General features: G+C 60.2%; 6 protein-coding genes and 1 riboswitch. Of the genes, 5 read left to right on the top strand and 1 reads right to left on the bottom strand.

The genetic code is table 11. From position 1 onward, the window contains the following. On the top strand, positions 1-255 hold a 255-nt coding region (locus Q0K17_RS09850; protein ID WP_294542668.1), incomplete at its 5' end, for a hypothetical protein. 84 nt (positions 256-339) lie between these two features. Here Q0K17_RS09850 and Q0K17_RS09855 read toward each other — a convergent pair. Beyond that, positions 340-2,364 carry a GH25 family lysozyme gene (locus Q0K17_RS09855; RefSeq protein ID WP_294542670.1) on the bottom strand — a complete coding sequence of 675 codons (2,025 nt, stop codon included), beginning with the start codon at positions 2,362-2,364 and terminating at the stop codon, positions 340-342. Positions 2,365-2,675: 311 nt separating this feature from the next. Between Q0K17_RS09855 and Q0K17_RS09860 the strand changes: the two genes are divergently transcribed. The 4 genes from Q0K17_RS09860 to Q0K17_RS09875 form a co-directional block, all read left to right on the top strand. Then, complete coding sequence (locus tag Q0K17_RS09860; RefSeq protein ID WP_294542671.1) at positions 2,676-4,388, top strand: 1,4-alpha-glucan branching enzyme; 1,713 nt, start codon at positions 2,676-2,678, stop codon at positions 4,386-4,388. 32 nt (positions 4,389-4,420) lie between these two features. Beyond that, positions 4,421-4,517, top strand: a riboswitch (TPP riboswitch). 95 nt (positions 4,518-4,612) lie between these two features. Next, positions 4,613-5,173 carry an energy-coupled thiamine transporter ThiT gene (gene thiT / locus Q0K17_RS09865; protein WP_294542673.1) on the top strand — a complete coding sequence of 187 codons (561 nt, stop codon included), beginning with the start codon at positions 4,613-4,615 and terminating at the stop codon, positions 5,171-5,173. 132 nt (positions 5,174-5,305) lie between these two features. Further along, positions 5,306-6,031, top strand: a complete 726-nt coding sequence (locus Q0K17_RS09870; protein WP_294542674.1) for a DNA alkylation repair protein — start codon at positions 5,306-5,308, stop codon at positions 6,029-6,031. A gap of 350 nt (positions 6,032-6,381) precedes the next feature. Beyond that, positions 6,382-6,629: PTS transporter subunit EIIC (locus Q0K17_RS09875; protein WP_294542676.1), on the top strand; the 248-nt coding region annotated here is incomplete at its 3' end.

The following is a 6,629-nucleotide window of genomic DNA, read 5'->3' on the forward strand; positions in this document are numbered from 1 at the left end:
GAAGGACACTACCTGACCACCGTTCCCTGCGAAATGCCGGGAGAGAAGTTTATCCGCAAGGTGGAGCTGATTTACCGCACCGGCACTGAGGATGCGTACTGGATGCCCTACTACCGTTTCTGGGTGGAGGTGGACGATGTGCCGGAAGCGGCGGACCAGGACCCCGGCCTGAAAACCTATGGGGCCTACTATGTGCCCGCCGTTGCGGAGGAATACCTGACGGATCTGCCCCTCTGGGACGGAAGTTTCAACTGAGCAGTACCAAATTTGTGCAAAACAAAACCACCCGGACGAATCCGTCCGGGTGGTTTTTATAGTTTATGAGAGCCTTGCAGGCTATCAGCCCAGGTTCATATCCACGTTGGCGTTGATACCCTTGACCTTGCCGGTGCTGGTGTACTGCCAGATGTTGTAGCTGTAGGCAAAGTCCAGCGTATCGCGGTACTGGGCGATCCAGATGCGGTACTTGCTGATGTTGGCAAAGTTCAGGGAGTTGTAGAACCAGCTGGCGTAGGAGTAGACACCTGCGCTGTAACCGGCATTGCGGATGGTCTCGCAGAAGGCCACGGCACAGGCGGTGCGCTGGGCGGCGCTGATGCCGTCGGCACGGCCGGTATCGCCGGCCACCTTCTCGGTGTCATAGTAAACGCCGCAGGGCAGGCCGTACCCCTGGACCAGGCTCAGCACCATGCTGGCTTCCTCCACGGCTTCGGCCTCATTCACAGCCTGACTGTAGAAGTACACGCCAACCTTGATGCCGGCCGCCGTGGCGCCCTGGATGTTGCGGCGGAAGGTGGAGTCTTCCACCAGGGCGCCGCTGCCGTAACCGCGGTAGCCCACACGGATGATGGCAAAGGTGATGCCGTCGGACTTGACCGCATTCCAGTCGATGGTGCCCTGGAACTTGGAAACGTCGATGCCGCGCTCCTTCTGGCCCAGCACACCGGAAGCACTGAAGGTGTACACGTTGCCGTTGATGACCTGCGTGCCGGTGACCGGCTGATGGGTGGCGGGATCGTAATAGTACTCCTTGCCGTCAATGTTCTGCCAGCCGGTGTACTCGTAAATGGGTTCGGTCTTGGCTTCCACCGCGAAGCCGTACTCCTTCAGCTTGCCGGCTTCGATCTGGTCAGGCCAGTTGGCATCCGCCGGAGCCTGGGAAGGCGTGGGGGTCGGCGCAGCCGTGGGAGTGGGCGTGGCCGTCGGGGCCGGAGTGGGCGTAGCCGTGGGAGTGGGGGTCGGCGTCGGGGTGGGCGTCGACGTCGGCGTAGCCGTAGGCGTGGGAGTGGGCGTCGGGGTGACAACGGGCGTCGGGGTGGGCGTTTCGGTCACGTCCGGCTGCTGGGTCTCGTCGGGATTGGGGGTAGTGGTTTCCTCGTTCAGGAGAGCGGTCTCCCCCTGCTCCCCTTCGGCCAGAGGCAGGATCTCGGTGGTGCCGGTCACCCCCAGCGGCAGGATGGACACGCTGCCCGGAACCACCGATGCAGTGCGGGTGCCGCTGTCGCGGATCGCACCGGTCAGTTCCTGGGTGCCGTCCGCATACACGGGCTTGTAACGGCTGACGGAACCATCGCTGAGCATCAGGTGTCCGTCACTGCTCAGGCTGGCGGTGTAGGTGGTCTTGGTGCCGATCTCCTTGGCCGAGCTTTCGGCGTAAGCGACCGTATCGGTGATCTCCTCCGCAATGGGAGCACCGCCGCCGTCACCGTAGGCGGAGTCTTCCTGGCTTTCATTGACCTGGCTGGACTGCACGATCTTGTCCTTGACCGCCGCGATGTCCGCCTTGTAGACGACCTTCTCGTTGACGGTCACGGTCTGGGCCTCGGGCAGGATGTAGCCTTCGGTCTCCGGCAGGGATACGGTGTATTCGCCGGGGTCCACCTCCTCCGCCAGCGCGGTGCCGGTGGTGGTATCCAGTTCATATGTAGTCTCGTTGCCGTCCTTGTCCTTGATCAGCACGTTCATGGGAACGCCGGTCAGGGGGGTACGGTCGGTCTCTTCGTTCTTGTCGGTCCCGGCGGTCTGGTCGTCGGTGGTTTCCTCTTCCGGTGTATCGGTGTTCACCGCATACAGCTGCACACCGATATCCTGCTGGACCACCGTCACCTCCATCTCGATCTGGATCTCGGGGGTCGGGGTCGCCGTGGGAGCCGCTTCCGGCGTGGCGGTGGGGGTCACCACCGGCGTGGGGGTGGGTTGTGCGGAGCTGGCAGACAGGTCAACACCACTCAGCCCCGCCGCCATGGCACCGATCCCCAGGCTGGCACACAGCAGCACCGCCGTACCGCCGGCGATGAGCTTGTACAGAGGCAGGCGCGCCACTGTACTGCCGGAAAAATACTTCATAGGGTTCTTTTTTGCCATTCTGATTCCTCTTCGTCTTTGCTGTATTCATGCAGATGCCTGCACTTTATCATGATACAGTTCTAATCATACACGAAAACAGGGGCAAATTGCAAGTCCAACAGCCGGGAAAGATGTAAAAATTTCATCGTAATGGCGTCACTATTTTTGGGTTTCTTTCCATATTTTGGGGATTTTTGTCGTTTGTGCGGGCATTTTGACCTACCGGTGGTATTCCCTGGGTTTGCCTTTGTGCGGGCAGCCGTGCTACAATAAGTTACAACAGCAAAAACAGGAACGGTCAACACCTGATCGGGAAGGGAGCACTGCCTATGCGGCCGGATGTGGCGGATTTTTACAGCGGCATCAGCTTTGACGCCTACCGGCTGCTGGGGGCACAGCCGACAGGAAGCGGCTGGCGGTTCACCGTCTGGGCGCCCCATGCCCGCCGGGTCCAGGTGGTGGGCGACTGGAACGGCTGGAACCTGTGGAACGCCGCCGAACTGGCTGCCTGCGAGGACGGGCTGTGGCGGGGGACGGTTCCCCACGCCCGGGAAGGACAGCTGTACAAATACAACATACTGGGCCCCGATGGCAGCTGGCAGCTGAAACCGGACCCCTTTGCCTTCGGGTACGAGGCTCTGCCCGGTACCGCCGGACGGCTGCTGTGTCCGGCATACCACTTTACCGATGGGGAATGGATATCCCGGCGGCATTGGCTGCCGCAGATGCCCATGAACATTTACGAGCTGCATGCTTCCAGCTGGAGGCGGCATTGGGACGGACGGTACTATTCCGGCGGCGAACTGGCTGAAGTGCTGATCCCCTATCTGCGGGAACGGAACTTTACCTGTGTGGAACTGATGCCCCTGGCGGAGTATCCTTTTGACGGAAGCTGGGGATACCAGGGCTGCGGATACTTTGCCCCCACCGCCCGCCTGGGCGGGTTTGCGGGGGTGGCCGAACTCATCGACCGGCTGCACGGAGCCGGCATTGCGGTTCTGGCCGACTTTGTACCGGTACATTTTGCACCGGACCCTGAACGGATGGCCCGCTGGGACGGAGCCCCTTTGTTTGAGGCGGGCCCCAGTGACTGGGGAAGCCTTCGGTTTGATCTGTCCAGCGGACCGGTACGGAGTTTTCTGCTGAGTGCGGCCGCCTTCTGGATCTATGAGCTGCATTGCGATGGCCTGCGGGTGGACGCTGTGGGGCATGCCCTCTACCGTCCCCAGGATGCCGGGGAAGCCCTGGCGGCAGCGGAATTTTTCAAGACCCTGACCGGAGGGCTGCACGCCCGGTTCGGTCCGGTGTTCCTGGCCGCCGAGGATACCGCCGGCGCGCTCAATGCCGCCGTTCCCACCGCACAGGGCGGCCTGGGGTTCGATGCGGTGTGGGACAGTGCCTGGGCGCGGGATGTCCTCACCTTTTTCTCCCTCCCGGCCGAGCGCGGCCGACGTTTTTCCGCCCTGCTGCAAAACCACGGCTCCCCCACCGCCGTCAACGCATTGAGTCATGACGACAACGCCTGGGCCAGCGGATCGGTCTGGTGGCAGCTGCCCGGAAGCGGAGAGGAAAAGTTCCGGCAGATGCAGGTACTGTACCTGCTGCAGTTCACCCGGCCGGGACGCCCCCTGACCTTTATGGGCGGGGAGTTCGGGCAGCCACTGGCCTTTGACCCTTACAAGGAGATGGACTGGGCTTGCCTGGGGCATCCGCTGCACCGCAATCTGGACCGCTATACGGCGGCGCTGGGGGCGGTGTATATCCGCCACCCTGCCCTGCACCGCGGCGGATATCGCCCGGTACTGCAAGACGAAGGCAAACTGGCATTCGGGTATCTACGGGAAACGGAGAGCGAAAAGCTGTTGTGCGTCTTCAATCTGGGCGACCATTTTCTGGACGCCCCCTGCGACCCGGGCCGCCCAAGGCGCTCCAGCCTGCTGTTTGCGGCCGGACCTTTGGACGGCAATGCACTGCAATGGTCCGGCGGCCGTTTTGTCCTGCATCTGCCTCCCATGAGCGGGGCGATTTTCGCCTTATCTTGACATTTTAACCAAAATGTGTATACTGTTTTTGGACATAGAAACAGGGGCGCCGCAAGGCTGAGATCCGCAAGGAGTACCCTTTAACCTGATCCGGGTAATGCCGGCGTAGGGAGTGGACGGGATGATATCCCATCATACGGAAGCTCACGCGCCCGCACGCAGGTTTGCCTGTCGGGCGCGTTTCTTGTTTTTATGGACTATTATCGTTTTGAGGAGTGTTCCCCATGTCCAAAACCACCTCCAAGACCCGCATCCTGGTCGAGTGCGCCCTGATGATCGCCCTCGGCACGGTGCTGGCCAACATCAAGATCTTTGAGCTGGCCAACGGCGGTTCCATCACCCTGTTCAGCATGGTGCCGTTCATCCTGGTGTCCTTCCGTCACGGCGTGAAGTGGGGGCTGTTCACCGGCTTTGTGAACAGCCTGCTGCAGATGCTGCTGGGCTTTTACGCCCCGCCGGCCCCCGGCCTGCTGCCCCTGTTCGGCATGATCATGCTGGACTATGTGCTGGCTTTCAGCCTGCTGGGTCTGGCCTGCGTCTTTGCCAAGCCTTTCTCCAACCGGCTGGTTGGTGTGGGTGTGGGCACCGCGGTTGTCTGCATCATCCGTTTCCTGTGCAGCTTCTTCTCCGGCGTTCTGATCTGGGGCAACCTGTCCGACGGTCTGCCCGCCTGGACCTACAGCCTGGGCTACAACGCCAGCTACATGCTGCCGGAAACCATCCTGACCGTGGTGGCTGTGGTCCTGCTGTACAAGGCCGCCCCCAAGCTCTTTGTGATGGACTGACCTTCCTTATATAAATATAAGGGCCTGCACGCCGATGCGCTTTGCCGCGCACCGGCGTTTTGTTTTGGAGCAGGGCTTGCGGCCGTCCGCATCCGATGGTAGGATAAAGCAAAGGAAAGGAGCTGCCCTTTTATGCCCTACACCCAACAGGAGATCCTGGCCCGCCTGCAGGCCATGGCCGAACCGGAATATGCCCGTTTTTCCGCCACCCTGATCCCCGCCCCGCCGCCGATTCTGGGGGTACGTCTGCCCAAACTGCGGACCCTTGCCAGAGAACTGGCCAAAGCCCTGCCCGCATCCCCTGAACTGTGGCAGGCGCTGGAAGGGCCGTATCTGGAGCAGGCCATGCTTCACGGAATGCTCATCGGTGCTGCACGGATGTCCGATACCCAGCGCCGGGACCGGCTGGAAGATTTTTTGCCCCGGGTGACCAACTGGAGTATCTGTGATTCCACCGCTGTTTCCTGTAAATGGATGGCCCGCACACCCGATTTCTGGCAGCCCTGGCTGCTGGCTTTGAGCCGCCGGGAAGAAGAATTCTCCGCCCGGTTCGCCATCGTCTGTCTGCTGGACCACTTTACCGCCACGCCGGAGGGACGACGGCTGACACTGGAAGCCTGCACCGCCGCCTCCTGCCCCGCCCTGTACACCCGGCTGGGGATCGCCTGGGCGGTGAGCATTGTGGCGGTAAAAGAACCGGAACTGGGGCTTGCCTACCTGAAACAGGATCGTCTGGATGACTTCACCCACAACAAATCCATCCGGAAAATCTGCGAAAGCCTGCGCAGCACTCCGGCCTACCGGACGCAGGTAAAAGCCCTGCTGCGGCGGGACGCTGCACAGGACAAATCTCGTTAAAGTTCTAACGTTTGAAAAATCCCGGTTTGGCAAAATGCCCAAATCGGGATTTTTTCTCATTTATTAGCGTCTTGCATTGGGAAACACCGGGAAAAGAAAAGTTGATTTTCTTATGAAAAAGGTTGAAAAAAAGTTTCACTTTTTCCATTTTCAGAAATCTCATCGGATTTTGCCGGAAATTTTATTCCGGACAAAAATCGTTTTTTCGTCATTCCGCCAATTTCAGGGCAAACATCTTTCATTTTTGCGACTATTATGTTAATATATATTTAACAAACTGTTCAGTGGTCAGGAACCAGTGTCCATTGAACGGGATTGGAACGCTTCCATATTTTAGGAGGAATGCTTTTATGATGAAGTTTTTGCAGAAGCTCGGCAAGGCATTGATGCTGCCTGTCGCCGCGCTGCCCATCTGCGGCATCCTGATGGGCCTGGGCTATGCGTTGGCTCCGGCTGCCATGGGTGCTGAAGGCGCCACCACCGGTGTGGCTTACACCGTTGGTTTTATTCTGATCAAGGCCGGCGGCGCCCTGATCGACAACATGGCCTGGCTGTTCGCCGTCGGCGCTGCCGTGGGCCTGTCCGATGACCATGACGG

Source organism: uncultured Gemmiger sp. (genome assembly GCA_944388105.1).
Taxonomy (GTDB): domain Bacteria; phylum Bacillota; class Clostridia; order Oscillospirales; family Ruminococcaceae; genus Gemmiger.

Excerpts from the sequence above, each read along its gene's own strand:
- Q0K17_RS09855 (WP_294542670.1), bottom strand. The coding sequence starts at position 2,364 with ATGGCAAAAAAGAACCCTATGAAGTATTTTTCCGGCAGTACAGTGGCG.
- Q0K17_RS09860 (WP_294542671.1), top strand. The coding sequence starts at position 2,676 with ATGCGGCCGGATGTGGCGGATTTTTACAGCGGCATCAGCTTTGACGCC.
- thiT (WP_294542673.1), top strand. The coding sequence starts at position 4,613 with ATGTCCAAAACCACCTCCAAGACCCGCATCCTGGTCGAGTGCGCCCTG.
- Q0K17_RS09870 (WP_294542674.1), top strand. The coding sequence starts at position 5,306 with ATGCCCTACACCCAACAGGAGATCCTGGCCCGCCTGCAGGCCATGGCC.